Source organism: Pontibacter sp. Tf4, from assembly GCF_014212495.1.
In the GTDB taxonomy this organism is placed as follows: domain Bacteria; phylum Bacteroidota; class Bacteroidia; order Cytophagales; family Hymenobacteraceae; genus Pontibacter.
Window position 1 is genome coordinate 87,994 of record NZ_JACKZC010000005.1, and the last position, 16,830, is coordinate 104,823.

A 16,830-nucleotide genomic window follows, 5' to 3' on the forward strand; every position below is an offset into this window, starting at 1 on the left:
ACACCCCAACATCTATGCTGATTAATTTTATTTTACTGGCTCAGAACCTACATTCTCCGCCGGGCTTCCTTATCATTCCTTTTCTGCTTCTGATCGGTATGATCGCTGCCGGCCCCATCTTTTTCGGACATTTCTGGGAAAACAACTATAAAAAAGTAGCTGTAATACTCGGCCTTACTGTACTGGGTTATTACCTTTTTGTGATGGGCGATGTGCACATGCCAATACATACACTGGCCGAATACATTACGTTTGCAGCCCTGCTTAGCTCGTTGTATATAGCGGCCGGCGGTATTTACCTGAACGTGAACGCCAATGCCACTCCAATTATGAACGTGGCGCTGGTTGCCATAGGTGCCATTCTTGCCAACGTTATCGGTACTACGGGTGCTTCGCTGTTGCTTATCCGCCCGTTCATCAGGCTCAACAACCATCGCATTAAGCCATACCAGATCATCTTCTTTATTTTTATAGTAAGTAACGCCGGTGGTTTGCTTACCCCGCTTGGCGATCCGCCGCTTTTCATCGGCTTTATAAAAGGTGTACCATTCTTCTGGACACTGCAGCACCTGTTCTTTCCGTGGATGATCGCAATCGCGCTGCTTTGCCTTGCTTTTTACCTTGTAGATCGTAGGAATAAAATATCCGACTTTACACCGAACCCGGCAGTAGTTGCTAAAATTGAAGAAAAAACGGAATTCCACTTCTCAGGCAAGCGCAACCTGTTCTGGCTGGCCATTATAGTTGGTGCCGTTGCCCTGGACCCGAACGTGATAGATGGATTGCCGCACATATCTTATGAAGGCGCCAAAATTTCGTTCCTGCGCGAGATCATCCAGCTTTCTGCCGCTTTTATGGCGTACCGTTTCTCCAGTAAAGCTGCCCTGGCCGGTAACCACTTTAACTTCCACCCAATTCTGGAGGTAGTGTTCCTGTTCTTTGGTATCTTCTTTACCATGATGCCGGCACTGCAACTGGCAGCCGAAATAGCTTCGGCGCCGCAGTATGCGCAATACATTACGCCTAACTTCCTGTACTGGGCAACTGGTTCACTCTCCGGCTTCCTGGATAACGCCCCGACCTATGCTAACTTCCTGTCGCTGGCTATGGCCAAGTCTGAGCTGTCGCAGGCCAGCGTTACTGATGTAAGAATGTTTGCAGAAGGCACCTCTGCCGCCGGACTGAGTACCTTAGTTCAGTTAGAAGCCATCTCGCTGGCATCGGTACTGTTTGGTGCATTTACCTACATTGGCAACGGACCTAACTTTATGGTGAAGGCCATCGCTGAGAACGCCGGTATTAAAATGCCAAGTTTCTTTGGCTATGTTATCCGCTATTCTATCCCGTTCCTGCTGCCAATCCTGGTTATTATCTGGTACCTGGTGGTGCACCTGCATCTGTTCTAACCTATAGTTACCTATAAAAAACGCCGCTCCTGCTTTATGCAGGGGCGGCGTTTTTGTTTTAGCTATAGTTATCTTCCGATACACAAATGCCCGATTGTCGTTCACCCGGAGGAATTAATTAAGTGGGTTATGTGCCGGCTACGGTGTTCGGCTAAACTATAGTTTGTTAACCTTTTTGCGAAGCCAGAAATCTGCCAGCACCAGGGCGGCCATGGCATCTACGATAGGTACAGCGCGTGGCAGCACGCAGGGGTCGTGGCGGCCTTTGCCCTGCAGGGTTATCTCTTCGCCGGCATCGTTTATAGTTGTCTGGGGTTGCAGAATGGTAGCTACCGGCTTAAACGCCACATTAAAGTAAATATCCTGCCCGTTGCTGATGCCGCCCTGTATGCCACCGGAGTGGTTTGTCCTGGTCTTGATACTGCCGTCTTCGTCGGTGTAAAATTCGTCGTTGTGCTGGGAGCCGCGCAGTTTTACGCCTTCAAACCCGCTGCCATACTCAAAACCTTTCACGGCATTAATGCTCAGCATGGCCTTGCCCAATTCCGCATGCAGCTTATCGAAAACAGGCTCGCCTAAACCGGCGGGCACGCCTTGTATCACGCAGCTTACCACGCCACCAATCGTATCCAGGTTGTTACGGGCATCTTCTATCAGTCCGATCATACGGGCTGCTACTTTGCCATCGGGGCAGCGCACTTTGTTGGCATCTATCTTTTTAAAATCGAGCTTGCTGTAGTGTTTGCGCAGCTTTATGCTCCCTACCTGCGACACATAGCTGTTTACCGCGATGCCCTGTTCTTTCAGCAGCTTTGCGGCAATGGCACCGGCAGCTACACGCGCAACCGTTTCGCGGGCCGAGCTGCGGCCACCTCCCCGGTAATCGCGGGTGCCGTACTTGGCGGTGTAGGTATAATCGGCGTGGGATGGGCGGAAAGCGTGCTGTATGTGGCTATAATCGTGGCTGTGCTGGTCTTTGTTGTTAACCACCAGAGTAATGGGTGTGCCGGTGGTTACGCCTTCAAACACGCCCGAAAGTATGGTTACCTTGTCCTCTTCCTTGCGCGGGGTGGTAATATCGGATTGGCCCGGGCGGCGGCGGTCCAGGGCAGCCTGTATCTCGTCGGTGGTAATTTCCAGGCCTGCCGGGCAGCCATCTATCGTTACGCCCACAGCCGGGCCATGCGACTCGCCGAAAGTGGTTATCCTGAAAATAGTGCCGTATGTATTGCTCATAGTTTTCTTCGTTTAATAAACACAAACCCCGACACCGCCAGCAATACCACCAGAATAATATTGGTATACCGCTTGATCTCATCGAACTGGTGCAGGCTAACCAATGTATTATCCTCGTTTTCGATGATCTTGTAAAACGGCCCTAAGTCGCGCGACAGCACCAGGGCATTGGTATCGCGGGTGCCGGTTATAGTTACTGCCAGTGTAGGCCGAAGGGTGTCGTATTTTGCGGCAACCGGGTCGAAGTAGATCCACTGCAGCGCGTCCTGCAGGTTGTACTCCCCGGGCTCGCGTCCAAGCAGGGCATACCGGAAGCTTTTAGACCCCGATACCCGGCCTGCCCGGCGGGTTACGTCCTGGCGCACATCGGGCGGGTAAAACTCCAGCCCGGGCGGTGCTTCGGGCACAGGCGGCATAATAGCTGCCATGTTGCCTTCGCCTACCACCTGAAACAAATAAGTAAAGCTCTTATTTACTTCTACCGATTCTTTCGATAATCGTTCGCTCAACCTATAGTTACCAACCGGCACTACATCGCGCAGCGGGTGCGGGGGCAGCTGTTTCACGTTTATCTCGCGGGGGCGGGCAAAGTATGTTTTGTAACCTTCCTGGCGCTCAGTGTTCAGCAAACTGGGCTGTTTGGCTACCTTGTACTTCAGCATTTTAAGCGACAACTGCGGAAACCGGATCGGTTGCTGGTTAATGGGGTAAAGCACGGCTTCGTATAGTTTAAACCGCAAATACGGCTTGCCTTCCACAGTCACATTCTCCGGCGTTATCTCCGAAAACTCAAACGATTCTTCCCATACATTAGGTTGCTTTAACTGGCGCAGGATGCCGCTTATCTGGTTCGCAAAGTCATGAAACTCGAGGAGCTGCTGGTCTTCGGCGGCCAGGTAAAAATACAGCGCAACAGTAAAGCCTTCGCCTATAAACACTTCGTCTTTGCTGGTGTACAGCGTCAGAAAGGCATTGTCATCTTTTTCGATAAACTCCGGTTGCGCATCCAGCACCGTTTCAGGCTTTTCATCCGGTGTTATCAGGTCGGGCAGGTTGGTGCCGGGTGTGGCTGCCGCCATCGGCTTTACAACTATAGTTGTCCCCTGCGACTGCACCGTTTGCCCGTTTACTTTCATGCTAAAAGGTTTCAGTACAAACTCGCCTTCCTGCAGGGGCGCATAGTTCTGGTACACCGTCAGGATTTTGGTGGTAGTGCCGCCTGTAATAATGGTTTCGGTAGACGAGTACTTGCTGCTTTTCTTAAAGCCTTCTATCTCCGGAAACGGGGTGTATTCCTTCAGCTGCTGGTCCTGCAGCTTAATGCCAATAGTATAGTACTGGTTAATGGGGAGCGGGCTTTTACCTAACTCAATACTGATCTGTTGCGCCAGCAGAACACCGGGCAATAAAAGCAGCAAAAGTAAGGTTAACAAAGTGCAGCGCATGGTTTACAAGGTATAGCCGGCAGGGCTAAGAAGCAAATTTAGCAATTTATAGCTGCTCTGCTCTCTAAACAAAGCGGGAATTACTGAGTTAGCATGGTAGAGTAAGTAATTATAACTGAGAAATCAGTAAAAATAACCGGCACTTTTATTACCTGTATGCATATCTGAAAACAGAACTTGATTCTATTATTTTACTGACATGTTGGAATATGTGAAAACCATTTTGCTGAAGGTTAGCTTCGACAGAATGCTGTTTGAAAAGGAACTCAGAAAAGCCTTTAAATTTCTGGTAGCAGATGAGCTGCTACAGCTTAAACAATGGTGTTACGACCAGTTCTCCGGTAAATACCTGTTTATCATCAACCGCGTTTTCGCTAAGCTTCAGCCATAGGATCGGGCCAGTGCTCCTGGCCTTCTTCCACAAATTTAATGTTGCGCAACAGGCCGTTGTAGCCCGTCCGTTTTACTGCCGATTTTTTGAAGAGCTGTGAGAAAACCTCATGCGTCAGTTCCTGCCAGTCGCTTGTTTTCAGGTTTTTAAGGTCGGGGTGCGGCGCAAAAGCAGGCTCCGTGTGCGGTTTACTGAAACGGTTCCACGGGCACACATCCTGGCAGATGTCGCAGCCAAACACCCAGTTGCCAAACCTGCCGTTCATTTCAGCAGGCAGCTGGTCTTTCAGCTCAATGGTAAAGTAAGAGATGCATTTGCTGCCATCCACTACGTGTGGCTCTACAATAGCATCTGTCGGGCAGGCATCAATGCACTTGGTACAACTTCCGCAGTAATCTTTTATCGGCCCGTCATATTCCAGTTCCAGGTCTATGATCAGCTCGGCTATAAAGTAAAAGCTGCCTGCCTGTGGCGTAATAAGGAGTGTATGTTTGCCCACCCAACCCAGTCCGCTTTTGGCAGCCCAGGCCTTGTCCAGCACCGGTGCCGAGTCTACAAAGCAACGGCCATCTACTTCCCCGATCGTTTCGTTAATGTAGCCCAGCAGTGTTTTCAGCTTGTCTTTGATCACAAAGTGGTAATCGGTGCCGTACGCGTATTTCGAGATCTTGTAAGTATCTTCTTCGGGCTGTTGTGTCTCTTTATCCGGGTAGTAATTAAGCAGCAACGACACCACCGATTTTGCCCCATCCACCAACAGGCGCGGGTCCAGGCGCTTATCGAAGTGGTTCTCCATGTAGTGCATTTGCCCGTGCATGTTCTGGTTCAGCCAACGCTCCAGGCGCGGCGCTTCCTCTTCCAGAAAACCAGCCTTCGAGATGCCACAATACATAAAGCCCAGTTCCTGCGCCTTCTGTTTGATAAGATATGTCTGTTGTGCTTTGTTCAAGTTATAGTTTAGCCAGCTTATAGTTTGCTGCTATAGTTTGAACAACAAAATTACGCGAAAATAAATCCGACCAGCGATTAAAAGGGATTTATCTGATTTAACATGATTTTTCAAAAGATCTCACAGTGCCTTCCAGACCTGTGAGCGTCTGGCTAACTATAGCTCTCAGGCTCTTTCGGACATCCTTGCCCGGAAGCCATCTGCCTGGGATTTCTTAATCCCTGTTTATAGTTTGCGTGGATCAGAAATCCGCTTCAGCTATAGTTCCGGATTAAGAAACCGGAAACAGCGAGAGGTATCAATTTAACGGCTTGTTCGTTCTGACAGGCTCCCTCCCTGTTTTTAGGGGAGAGTTAGGGTAGAAATAAAAAGAGCAGGCTCCCCACCTGCTCTTTTTGTTTTGCTATAGTTACGCCTGTGGCTGATCGAACAAGCCGCCGGCTACTACTTCCTGAGGCGGAATTTTACCTAAGTGGCGATAGGCCATTTCGGTGGCTTCGCGGCCGCGGGCAGTTCGTTTTATATAACCTTCCTGTATCAGGAATGGCTCATATACTTCTTCAATCGTTTCAGACTCTTCGCCGCAGGCAGTGGCTATAGTTGTGATGCCTACCGGGCCACCTTTAAACTTGTCGATGATCGTCATCAGGATTCTGTTGTCCATATCGTCGAGGCCGTTCTGGTCTACATCCAGGGCATTCAGCGCAAACCGGGCTATCTCTACGGTTATAGTTCCGTTACCTTTTACCTGGGCAAAGTCGCGGGTACGGCGCAGCAGGTTGTTGGCAATACGCGGGGTACCACGGCTACGGCGGGCAATCTCAAAGGCAGCGTCTTCGTGTATCGGCGCACCTAACAGGGCCGACGAACGCTTCACGATAGAGGTCAGCAGTTCTGCATCGTAATACTCCAGGCGCGAGTTAATACTGAAACGTGCACGAAGCGGCGAGGTCAGCAAACCGGAACGCGTGGTAGCACCGATCAGCGTAAACGGGTTCAGGCTGATCTGCACTGAACGGGCATTAGGACCAGAATCGAGCATGATATCAATCTTATAGTCCTCCATGGCCGAGTACAGGTACTCTTCCACGATCGGGTTCAGGCGGTGAATCTCGTCAATGAACAGCACATCATTGGCATCCAGGTTGGTCAGCAAACCCGCCAGGTCGCTAGGCTTATCCAATACCGGGCCCGATGTCATTTTAATACCTGCATCCAGCTCAGAGGCAATAATATGCGAGAGCGTGGTCTTGCCAAGGCCCGGAGGTCCGTGCAACAGCACGTGGTCCAGCGCTTCGCCACGGTTTTTGGCCGCCTGCACAAATATTTTCAGGTTCTCCACCACCTTAGCCTGACCGGTAAAATCGGAAAAGCTAAGCGGACGGAGCGCCTTGTCTATGTCGCGTTCGGTTGGCGTCATGTACTCATTTCCGCCAGTGAGATAGTCTTCTCTCATTACTTTATCTTCTACTTTAAAATCAGCTTTTGCACTACCTACAGGTAACACTATGGGCACTGCTTTCGCTCCATTTTCACCTTCGAATTTAAGAAATTTTGCTAAATATTTTATAGTTTTTACCCATAAATCCAATGTAATTAGCAAAATCTATAGTTACTACTTATCCTGCGGCAGCTGATGTATCTTACAATGCTCTAAAATAAGAATTCCATGCGCCCCAGCCATCATAAAATTACCAGCCATGCTTTTTTCAGTCCCGGTGATGACTGTCTGAATGCCATTATCAGGGCCATTGATGAAGCAGAAAAAACGATAAAGATCTGTGTATTTACGATCAGCGACGACCGGATATCGGATGCCATTCTGCGGGCGCATTACCGTGGTTTACATATCCGGATCATTACGGATAACAAAAAGCTGCATGATGCAGGGTCAGATATCAGAGAGCTTGCCTTTAAGGGTTTGCAGGTGCGCATCGATAAAACACGCAGCCACATGCACCATAAGTTCGCCATTTTTGATGAAGTGCGCGTACTGACCGGCAGCTATAACTGGACCCGCAGCGCCGCCATGTTTAACCACGAAAACATACTGGTAACCGATAACCTAAGCATTGTACAGGACTATAGCCGCGAGTTCGACAGGCTCTGGGAAAGCATGATGAAGTATAGCCCGGGTACAAAATTCAGGAACGAGTTCAGGGAGGAGGAAGATCCAGACCAGTGATTAGAGGGATTCTTCTGATTTTACAGTATTTGTGGATTATTGTCTGAACCGGGATTAATGGGGGTTTAAGGATTTTCAGGATTTTTAATTCTGGCGCCGGTATCCAACCGGTGCCGCAGGGTGTTGGCGAGTCTCCAGACTCGCTTAGCTATCGTTACAAAGTACTGCCAAACTATAGTTTAGCCTATCGTTTCATAGTAGAGACGCAAAATCTTGCGTCTCTACATCCCTATCCTGTTCATCCTTTAATCCTGTAAATCCTGATTCAGACAATTAAAAAAGGCAGCCACTTTCGCAGCTGCCTTAACTATAGTTTATATTTCAATCGCCATCCGAATAACGATCAACGACTACTTAAACGCCTGAATGCCGGTGATATCAGCACCCGTAATCAGCAGGTGAATGTCGTGGGTTCCTTCGTAAGTAATTACTGATTCCAGGTTCATCATGTGGCGCATGATCGGGTACTCGCCGGTGATGCCCATGCCGCCATGTATCTGGCGTGCTTCGCGGGCAATGTGCAGGGCCATATCCACGCTGTTGCGCTTTGCCATAGATATTTGCTGGGTTGTGGCTTTGCCTTCGTTCATCAGGGTTCCTAAACGCCATACCATCAGCTGGGCTTTGGTTATTTCGGTCAGCATTTCGGCCAGTTTCTTTTGTGTCAGTTGGAAACCACCGATCGGTTTATCGAACTGGATACGCTCCTTGCTATACTTCAGCGCCGACTCGTAGCAATCGATAGCAGCGCCAATGGCACCCCACGAAATACCGTAACGGGCAGAATCAAGGCAACCCAGCGGGCCGCGCAAACCATCTACGTTAGGCAGCAGGTTCTCTTTTGGCACTTTCACGTTATCAAAAACAAGCTCTCCAGTGCAGCTGGCACGTAAGCTCCATTTGTTGTGAATCTCTGGAGTGGTAAAGCCTTCCATGCCGCGCTCCACGATTAGGCCTTTGATTCGGCCTTCTTCGTTTTTGGCCCAAACTACAGCTACCTGGCACTCCGGAGAGTTCGATATCCACATTTTAGAACCGTTAAGCAGGTAATGATCGCCCATGTCTTTGATGTTGGTCACCATACCGCCCGGGTTAGAGCCAAAGTCAGGTTCTGTTAAGCCAAAGCAACCCAGCCACTCGCCGCTTGCCAGCTTAGGCAGGTACTTTTTGCGCTGCTCCTCAGACCCATACTTATAGATCGGGTACATTACCAGCGAGCCCTGCACCGAAGCCGTTGAACGCATGCCTGAATCGCCGCGCTCAATTTCCTGCATAATAATGCCGTAGCTGATATAGTCCAGGCCACCGCCGCCGTACTCGGTTGGTATAGTTGGTCCGAAAGCACCTACATTGCCGAACTTCTTCACGATCTCTGATGGGAAATGTGCATCCTGTGCCCATTTTTCGATGTAAGGAGAAATCTCGCGCTTCACAAAATCGCGCATGGTCTGGCGGATAAGTAAATGCTCTTCGGTAAGCAGGTCGTCGATGTTATAGTAATCAGGCGCACCTGATGATTCGTAAGCCATAGTTTTGTTTTAAGGGTTTGTAAGAAAGGGTAATACGCAAAGATAAAATTTTAAATGGATTGTCTGAATCAGGATTTACAGGATTCAAGGATTTTCAGGATTATTGTCTGAACCAGTGATTAAGAATGATTTGACTGATTAAATATGATTCATTGCATGGCACACACTGGGCGGCAATTAAAATGGTAACAACGTGGATCATAACCATCTCAAAATTTTCCCCGATTTTGGTTTAGAGGATCATAATAATCCTGCTTAATCCCTTTAATCACTGGTCATAAAAAAGCCCCGCCATTACTGGCAGGGCTCCTTTGTGCAAACTATAGCTATCGTTTAAAACTTCATCCCGACAGAGAACAGGAAATTGCGGGTGGCCTGCGGATAGTAGTAGTTATAGTCGTAACGGTTCTGGTCGCCACTGTATAGTTCGGTCCAGGTATAGCCGTTGGCCACATACTTTTTGTTCAGCAGGTTGTTTACCAGCAGGGCAAACTCCAGTTCCTTCATAAAGCCTGGTTTTATGGTGTAGCGCAGGCGCAGGTCCATTACCTGGTAGGCATCTATTTTCCGGTCGTCGGAGCTGGTGTTATCCAGGTATTGCTTGCCAACGGTTTTGTAAAGAACAGCAGCTTTAAGGCCTTTTACAGGCTGCACTTCCAGTTTATGCGCCGAAACTATAGCCGGCGAAAAAGCAATGTCTGTCTCCGAGAGAGTTGTTTTTAAAACGTCCTCTACATTGTAGTCCCCATCATACACATACAGCATTTCCGTAAAATTGCGGATCTTGTTGCGGCTAAAGGCCACATTGCTGCTCACTTCCACCACGTTGTTCAGGTTTAAGGCACCTGCCAGTTCCAGGCCGGTTCTATAGCTGTCTTTTATGTTGGTACGCAGCGGCGAGCCTACATCGTTTAACTCTCCGGTTGGTACCAGTTGGTTGTTGTAGTCCATGTAGTAGTAAGTGGCATCGAAACTATAGCTGGCTTCGTGGCCTAAAAGTGTGGTGGCGCCGTGCAGCTTGTAGCCGGTTTCCAGGTTATACAGCGTTTCGTGTTTCGGCTGCACATTTTCTTCAGGTCCCTGGCGTTTGTGGTCGGTAAAATCAGAGCGCGACGGCTCGCGGTTACCGATGGCGTAAGACGCATACAACAACTGCTTTTCTGATAAACTATAGGTTACGCCGGCTTTCGGGTTCAGGAAATTGAAATCGGCCTGCTGCGTTACGTTGCGGTTATCATCATCCACACCGTTTAGCTTATAATTTATAGTACGGTACTGCAGATCGCCAAACAAGCCCAGTTTATCGGTTAGCTGGTAGTTCGTTTTCGCAAACACGTTAAAATCTGTTTTAATGGCTTTGTTATAGTAGTAACGGTGCCCGATCTCGCTGGCAGAGGCATATCGTGCCCATATCACTTCGCCGTAATGGTCGCCGTCGTACTTGTTCCAAGCACCGCCTACGGTAGCATTCAGTTTGTTGCCTATGGTGCTATAGTTCAGGGCGTAAGTAGCACCGTAAAAGTAGTTATCAAGCCACTTCTGCCGGATCAGGTCGGTGCGGGATATTGTTTCGGTGCCTATCGTTACAGGTGTCAGGCCATAGTTGCTCAGCTTCTGATTCTCTTTGTACTGCTCATAGTAACCACGGCCGCGGGTAAAATGCAGGGCTCCGCCAAGGTTAAGACGTGGCAGTAGGTCCTGGGCAAAATGCAGCTGGTAGTGGTCCTGCTGGTAGTTATCGGTCTCGTTTTCGTAAAATTGCTCCTCCCCGTTCTCGTCGGTATAGCTGCCGATGCCGTTATAAGTGCGGTTTGTTTTCAGGAGCTCTTCCGGCACGCCATCCCAGGCCTGGTAGGTTTTCTCTTTGCCCGAAAAGGTCACAAACTTCAGCATGGTTTTATCGCCGTAGTAGCCACCCGAAAAATAGAACGACTTCAGATCAGAGAAAGCCCGGTCAATATACCCATCCGACTTCAGGCGCGACAGGCGGCCATCAAATGCGAACTTACCATTGATCAGGCCTGTACCAAAGCGCAGGTTGTTTTTCCAGGTATCAAAAGAGCCATAACTATGGTCTGTTTCGGCGTACGCTTCCGGGCGCACGCGCTGGGTCTGGATATTGATGCTGGCACCAAAGGCACCGGCCCCGTTAGTGGATGTTCCCACACCCCGCTGCACCTGTATATCCTCAATGGACGAGGCAAAATCCGGCATGTTCACAAAAAACACGCCGTGGCTCTCCGAATCGTTTACCGGTATGCCGTTTATAGTTACGTTGATGCGCGAAATATCAGAGCCACGAATACGGATGCCCGTATAACCCACGCCGGCGCCGGCATCAGAATTTACCACAACAGCAGGTGTATTTTCCAGCAGGTAAGGCAGATCCTGTCCAAAGTTTCGCTCTTCTATGGCTTCGCGGGTTACGTTGGTGTAAGTGGTTCCGGTTCTTTCGTCGGCGCGGGTTGATAGCACTACAACTTCATCGGCCTTGAATGTTTGCGGGGTCAGGGCAAGCTGCACCTGCTCGTTTTTTTGCAGGTTTATAGTTACTTTTTTCTGCTCAAACCCTAAAAAGCTCACTTTTAAACTATAGTTACCGGCCGCCAGGTTGGTAAAGGCAAATGCGCCGTCGGCTCCGGAAGTAGTGCCCAGGCTGGTGTTCTCGAGCAGAATGGTAGCCCCCGGAAGGGAATTGCCGGTGGTGGAATCGGTGACGCGCCCGCTCAGGTTAAACTGTGCAAGCAACTGCAATGGCAACAAACACATGGCCAGTGCAAACAGGAAATTTTTCATGAAATGGTTAAAAAGATAAAGTGACACATACAGGTCTGCCAGGGGTTAGCATCCTGCTTTTTTGTGTTTCCCTTTTGTTTCCCTACGACGGCATTACCCGTACAGGTTCAATGGGTATGATCTCAGCCCGTTGTTATAAGGCACCCCTACTGCCGGCAAAAGTACGGCTTTAAAACGGTTTTAAAAAGCCAGCGCCTTAATTAGCACATCGGTATATAACAAAATACAGATTTATAGGAATTTTTTTAGCCAATGTACAAACCATAAAACGCAAAGTACGTTTTAAAAGGTACAGGCACGTTTTCTTGCTCCCGCTCCTAACTATAGCAAAACCAGGAAGATATGCCCGCTGAACTGATAATAAATTAAGCCGAAATTGTGATGATGATCAGCCTACTGTATACTTTAGCTTTGCTTACTATACTGGCTTATTACGCCTTTTCGCCGCGCACAAAGTTTAATCACCCGCCATCAACCGACAACGACGATGACGGTGGCGAACCGCTTGGCGATGGCCTGCCAGACCTGGACCTTCCGCCCGGCATTTCGTTGCCGGTAAATGATTTTGAACCGAATTATGACTTCAGAACTATAAAGTTTCCGAAGCTTCCGGAACCTTCTTTGCAATAAACTGACAAACAAAAAGCCCCTGGCCGTTATGTACTGCCAGGGGCTTTTTTGTTTGCTGTAGTTCGGGCTATAGTATGGTGATGGTGTAGGTGCGCTCGAATGCCTGTTTTGGTCCTAACTCCTGTATGCCTTCTTTTTCCTGCAGCTCGCCTGTTTCCCCTACCCGGCCGGCTATGCCACACCAGGGCTCAATGCACACATACTTGCTTGGCCCCGGCTTTGCCCAGATACCCAGGTACGGAAAGCCTTTGAATTCCACTTCCACAGTTCTCGGGTTGGTGGTGCTGGCCAGGGTTACTTTCTCAGAGTTCAGGTTCTTGAACACCAGTGCATCTTTGTCGAAGTAACTATGGTTGAGGTGCAGTACGCGTTCCTGTTCCAGTACACGTTCCGTATCGCCGTTTTGCAGGCCATTCCCGTTCAGCAGATACCGGCTCAGAGTCTCCTCTTTCTCAAACTCGAGGTAATAATCGGTATAGTTCTCGTCGGGGTAAAAAGGTACGTTAAAACCCGGATGCCCGCCCACCGAAAAATACAGGCTATGTACATCGTCGTTGCGCACCAGGTAAGTTACCGATAGCTTGTTCCATTCCAGTTTGTAGGCTATCAGCAGGGTAAACTTAAACGGATACTGCGCCAGCGTTTCCTCGTCGTGGGTCAGCTCAAATACCAGTTTATCCCGATGCTCTTCTATCAGCTTAAATTCCTTTTTGCGGGCAAAGCCGTGGCGCTGCATCGGGTAGGTTTTGTTGTTGTAGGTGTACTTAAAATCGGGGAGTTCGCCTACGATCGGGAACAGGTTGGGGGCATGGCTGGCCCAAACAGCCGGATCGGCCACCCAGATAAATTCCAGCTGCTCATCCAGCTTTATAAAGTGCTGCAGTTCGGCGCCCAGACTCTCGACACCAATTTTATAGTTTTCGTTCTCTAAGAAATGTAGCATGCGGCTATAGTTATAGTTTGGCTTGCCGTAACAGGGCATTAATGTGCTGCAGGGCATTCCGGAAACGCTCCTGCTGCTGCCCGCTTATCTCGGCAAAGGGTACGCCCATGGTCTGCAGCTCGCGCTTGTACCAGTCGTAAAAAAACTGGCGCAGGTGCGGGTGCTCGCGCTGCGGATCAGGCTCCCAGGGCAAATCAACGCCCATCAGCAGGTAAAGGTTATAGTCCTGTTGCTGTAATCTGTCGAGTACAAAGGCGGGTGTTCTGCCAAAGGCATGCTCGCTCCATATTTTAAGTACCAGCAGGTCGGTATCTGAGATCAGTATAGTTCCGGCACTGGCCTGCAGTTGCTGCTCCTGTTGCAATTGCCCGCGGGCTATCGCTTCAATATCGTCTATAGTGTACTCCCTGTTCAGGCTGGCTATGTAGGTGCGGGCAAATTCGGGTACCCAAACCGTGTTATAGTGTTTTGCCAGCTGTGCCGATAAAGTAGACTTACCTGTAGACTCCGGCCCTGTGATCGCGATCTTTAGCATGCAGGCAAAGTACGCTAAAAATCTGCAGCTGCCTATAGTTGGGCCGGGCATAAAAAAACTGCCTTGCAGCCAGTGGCTACAGGGCAGTTTATAAGGTAAGCTATATTCTGCTTATTTTCTGTGCAGCAGTTTCACCGATTTTTGAAGACCGGATTTGCACACAATGTTGGCAAAGTATAAGCCATCAGACAGTTTAGCGCCGTCTACTTCCACAGACACCCGCTCGCCGGCTACTGCGTTACCAGCTTTCAGTTCGCGTACCAACTGGCCTTTGGAATCAAACAGCTGCACCACGTACTCCTGCGACTCAGCCACTGTGAACTCTAAGGTAGTTCTGTCGGTGAATGGCATTGGGTACACAGTAGCATCTATAGCGGCTTTCGGATCAGCTTTTAACTCGCTTGTGTTGCCAGCCTGCAGGGCAGCAGAAGCACTGTTGCCATCTATACAGAAACTGATATCATCAATCGCGCCTGAACCTACAAAGTCCTCGCCGGTACCATCCAGGTACACTTTCATCAGCATTACACCACTGGTACCACCTAAGTCAACCATTTGTTTGCTGTTGTTACCAAGCGGCTGCAGTTGCACACTGTATAGTTCGTTGCCATTGCCATCGTATAGTTTCACCCACGACCAGTCTTCGTATTCGTCAATATCCAAAGCTTTAAGTGAGTACAGAGTCACAGGGCCGAAGTCAGAGAAATCCAGCTCCATCACGCCGCCCCATTGGTTGTCGTTTGGTTCGCCGGTTCTGTCCTGGTTGATGATGAGCACGTTACCCCAGTCCTCAGTGTACAGGTCAGTATCGTCGCCGGTTGGCATGCCAGTATCGAAAATAGCAGCGTGGTTGCCTAAGGCAATTGAACCATCAGCGGTACGGCGGCGACCCAGTAAACCAATATCACCGGCATTGGTGGTGGTAGCTTCAAGCAGACCGGTTGACTCCTGGTTGAAGTCAGCTATAAAGCAGGTCTCTGGTTTCTTCTCTTCCACACAGAACATGATGTCATCAATAGCGCCGGAGCCTACATAATCCTCTCCTGTGCCATCCAGGTACACACGCATTTTCATCACACCTTCTGTGCCAGCCAGGTCAACCATCTGTTTGCTGTTATTACCTAATGGCTGCAGCTGCACGCGGTATAGTTCGTTACCGGCACCGTCGTACAGCACTACCCACGACCAGTCTTCGTACTCGTCAATATCGAGGGCTTTAAGCGAATACATGGTAACAGGTCCGAAAGCTGAGAAGTCCAGTTCCAGGATACCGCCCCACTGGTTATCATTCGGTACGTTGGTTCTGTCCTGGTTAATGATCAGTACATTGCCCCAATCGTCTGTATATAAGTCGTCGTCGTCACCGGTTGGCATGCCACTGTCGAAAATGGCGGCATGGTTGCCCAGTGCTACAGGACCAGTAGAAGTCCGGGCACGACCTAAAATACCGATCTCTCCTGCATTGGTCATGGTAGACTCGATCAGGCCGGTTCCTTCCTGGTTGAAATCAGCAATAAAGCATCGTTGCGGCTCCTCTACTTCCACACAGAACATAATGTCGTCAATCGCGCCGGAACCTACAAAGTCCTCGCCGGTACCATCGAGGTACACGCGCATCTTCATAACTCCTTTTGTTCCGCCCAGGTCAACCATTTGCTTGCTGTTGTCACCCAGTGGTTGTAGTTGCACGCTGTACAGTTCATTTCCATTGGCATCGTATAGTTTCACCCACGACCAGTCTTCGTATTCATCGATATCCAAAGCTTTGAGTGAGTACAGTGTTACCGGACCTACTGCTGAGAAATCCAGCTCCATCACGCCGCCCCATTGGTTGTCGTTTGGCACGTTGGTTCTGTCCTGGTTAATGATGAGTACGTTGCCCCAGTCATCGGTGTACAGGTCGGTATCGTCGCCGGTTGGCTGGCCGGTATCAAAAATAGCGGCGTGGTTGCCTAAGGCAATAGGCCCATCCGGGGTGCGGCGCTGGCCTACAATATCCACCATACCTGCATTGGTAGTGGTAGCTGTTATCAGGCCGGTGCTTTCCTGGTTAAAGTCGATGATGTGGCAGTTTTCTACAGCTTGTCGTGCTTCTTTTGCCTGCAAACCAAATGGCAACGCAAGCGCAAGCAATGCAACCGAAATTTTTTGTAAGCGAGTAAGTAATTTATCTTTTAACAGACAGGAGTAGTTGTTATAGTTTTCCATAGGATGTAAGCTTTCATAGTTGTATAAATTCTCATAAGGCAATTTTCTCTAAATAAGCGGGTAACTTAGCACAAGGTAAAATAAGCTGTATTGAGGCCGGGATGGCATTACGGAGGTTTTAAAAGCAGTGGAATAAGCGGCATCCCACCTTGTAGCCGGGTATTTCCTTTTTCCATAATTAAAAAAATTATAATTGATAAAAGACCTACTTTGAGACGCGCAAAACAGATCAGGGGCCCTGTTGCAGGAACCAGAATGGAGATACAGGAAATGTCAGAAGCAACCCCCGGATGTAGAACTTTACCATATTACTATACCTTTACAAATAAGTAATAACAAGCACCATTTTGCGACAAAGCTTATCAGGGTTTTTAAGCTTACAGTACTATAGTTCTGAAAAAGAGCTGATCAGAACCGTCAGGATGAATAACACCCTATAGTATACGTTTATTTTTTCAGGCTAATCACCCTATTTAGCCCTCACTTCTCAAGATAAAGCACACATCTGCAAGGATTTAGTTAAGGCCTCAAAAAATTTAGTACACCGAAATAAACATCATCTATGCCGGTTAAAATA

Annotated in this window: 13 protein-coding genes and 1 riboswitch; of the genes, 4 read left to right on the forward strand and 9 right to left on the reverse strand. The window is 49.0% G+C overall.

Annotation, left to right across the window (positions count from 1 at the left end; translation table 11 throughout):
* Positions 1 to 14: 14 nt before the first annotated feature.
* Positions 15 to 1,406, forward strand: a complete 1,392-nt coding sequence (locus tag H7F15_RS09505) for a sodium:proton antiporter (RefSeq protein ID WP_185196741.1) — start codon at positions 15 to 17, stop codon at positions 1,404 to 1,406.
* A 156-nt stretch (positions 1,407 to 1,562) separates the two neighbouring features.
* Here H7F15_RS09505 and aroC read toward each other — a convergent pair whose 3' ends face one another.
* Entirely contained in the window at positions 1,563 to 2,642 is a 1,080-nt protein-coding gene (aroC, locus tag H7F15_RS09510) for a chorismate synthase (protein WP_185196742.1), read from the reverse strand.
* On the reverse strand, positions 2,639 to 4,075 hold the full coding sequence (locus H7F15_RS09515; RefSeq protein ID WP_185196743.1) for a BatD family protein: 1,437 nt from the start codon (positions 4,073 to 4,075) through the stop codon (positions 2,639 to 2,641). The genes aroC and H7F15_RS09515 overlap by 4 nt, the downstream gene beginning before the upstream one ends.
* A 211-nt stretch (positions 4,076 to 4,286) precedes the next feature.
* Here H7F15_RS09515 and H7F15_RS09520 point away from each other — a divergent pair, with 211 nt between their 5' ends.
* Positions 4,287 to 4,478 (forward strand): hypothetical protein, encoded by a 192-nt coding sequence (locus H7F15_RS09520; protein WP_185196744.1) that lies wholly within the window; start codon positions 4,287 to 4,289, stop codon positions 4,476 to 4,478.
* Here H7F15_RS09520 and queG read toward each other — a convergent pair.
* Both queG and ruvB read right to left on the reverse strand, forming a co-directional pair.
* On the reverse strand, positions 4,462 to 5,427 hold the full coding sequence (gene queG / locus H7F15_RS09525; protein ID WP_185196745.1) for a tRNA epoxyqueuosine(34) reductase QueG: 966 nt from the start codon (positions 5,425 to 5,427) through the stop codon (positions 4,462 to 4,464). The genes H7F15_RS09520 and queG overlap by 17 nt on opposite strands.
* A gap of 409 nt (positions 5,428 to 5,836) precedes the next feature.
* The gene (gene ruvB / locus H7F15_RS09530) at positions 5,837 to 6,883 is read right to left on the reverse strand and encodes a Holliday junction branch migration DNA helicase RuvB (protein WP_185196746.1); all 1,047 of its coding nucleotides are present in this window, start codon (positions 6,881 to 6,883) and stop codon (positions 5,837 to 5,839) included.
* A gap of 213 nt (positions 6,884 to 7,096) precedes the next feature.
* Between ruvB and H7F15_RS09535 the strand changes: the two genes are divergently transcribed.
* On the forward strand, positions 7,097 to 7,612 hold the full coding sequence (locus H7F15_RS09535; RefSeq protein ID WP_185196747.1) for a phospholipase D-like domain-containing protein: 516 nt from the start codon (positions 7,097 to 7,099) through the stop codon (positions 7,610 to 7,612).
* Between the two features lie 350 nt (positions 7,613 to 7,962).
* Here H7F15_RS09535 and H7F15_RS09540 read toward each other — a convergent pair whose 3' ends face one another.
* Positions 7,963 to 9,141 (reverse strand): acyl-CoA dehydrogenase family protein, encoded by a 1,179-nt coding sequence (locus H7F15_RS09540; RefSeq protein ID WP_185196748.1) that lies wholly within the window; start codon positions 9,139 to 9,141, stop codon positions 7,963 to 7,965.
* Positions 9,142 to 9,474: 333 nt separating this feature from the next.
* Positions 9,475 to 11,937 (reverse strand): TonB-dependent receptor, encoded by a 2,463-nt coding sequence (locus tag H7F15_RS09545; RefSeq protein ID WP_185196749.1) that lies wholly within the window; start codon positions 11,935 to 11,937, stop codon positions 9,475 to 9,477.
* A gap of 61 nt (positions 11,938 to 11,998) precedes the next feature.
* A riboswitch (TPP riboswitch) is annotated at positions 11,999 to 12,095 on the reverse strand.
* A gap of 223 nt (positions 12,096 to 12,318) precedes the next feature.
* On the opposite strand from H7F15_RS09545, the gene H7F15_RS09550 reads away from it, so the two are divergent.
* A complete protein-coding gene (locus H7F15_RS09550; RefSeq protein ID WP_185196750.1) occupies positions 12,319 to 12,567 on the forward strand; it encodes a hypothetical protein in 249 nt (82 codons plus the stop codon).
* Between the two features lie 67 nt (positions 12,568 to 12,634).
* Here H7F15_RS09550 and H7F15_RS09555 read toward each other — a convergent pair whose 3' ends face one another.
* The 3 genes from H7F15_RS09555 to H7F15_RS09565 form a co-directional block, all read right to left on the reverse strand.
* Positions 12,635 to 13,510, reverse strand: a complete 876-nt coding sequence (locus tag H7F15_RS09555; protein ID WP_185196751.1) for an aldose 1-epimerase family protein — start codon at positions 13,508 to 13,510, stop codon at positions 12,635 to 12,637.
* A 10-nt stretch (positions 13,511 to 13,520) separates the two neighbouring features.
* Entirely contained in the window at positions 13,521 to 14,045 is a 525-nt protein-coding gene (locus H7F15_RS09560; protein ID WP_185196752.1) for an AAA family ATPase, read from the reverse strand.
* 111 nt (positions 14,046 to 14,156) lie between these two features.
* Complete coding sequence (locus H7F15_RS09565) at positions 14,157 to 16,253, reverse strand: T9SS type A sorting domain-containing protein (protein ID WP_185196753.1); 2,097 nt, start codon at positions 16,251 to 16,253, stop codon at positions 14,157 to 14,159.
* Positions 16,254 to 16,830: the final 577 nt, after the last annotated feature.